Below are 508 nucleotides of genomic sequence, written 5' to 3' on the forward strand. Positions count from 1 at the left end.
CCTGATCGCGGAACCGCTGCGCAACCTCGGCAAGTTCACGTTCGTCGACGTCGTCGCGTACCGTTTCGCGCAGCGGCCGATCCGGCTGCTGACCTCGGCGAACGCGCTGACCATCGTCGTGCTGTACCTCGTCGTGCAGATGGTCGGCGCGGGCAAGCTGATCCAGTTGCTGTTCGGGCTGTCGTACGGCACGGCCGAGCTGATCGTCGGCGTGCTGATGGTCGTCTACGTGTTCTTCGGCGGGATGACCGCGACCACCTGGGTGCAGGTGATCAAGGCCGTGCTGCTGTTGTGCGGCGCGACGCTGCTCGCGTGGCTCGCGCTCGGCGAATTCGGCTTCAGCATCGACGCGATGTTCCGCCGCGCGGTGGCCGTGCATCCGGGCGCGCTGTCGATCATGGGGCCCGGCAAGCTGATCCGCGACCCGGCCAACGCGCTGTCGCTCGGCATCGCGCTGATGTTCGGCACGGCCGGCTTCCCGCACATCCTGATGCGCTTCTTCACGGTG

General features: G+C 67.3%; 1 pseudogene. It reads left to right on the forward strand.

The features are described from left to right. A pseudogene (actP, locus tag JMF90_RS39905) lies at positions 1-508 on the forward strand (cation acetate symporter); the annotation flags it as partial.

The sequence above is a fragment of the Burkholderia sp. E168m23 genome (assembly GCF_016586125.1).
GTDB lineage: Bacteria > Pseudomonadota > Gammaproteobacteria > Burkholderiales > Burkholderiaceae > Burkholderia > Burkholderia orbicola.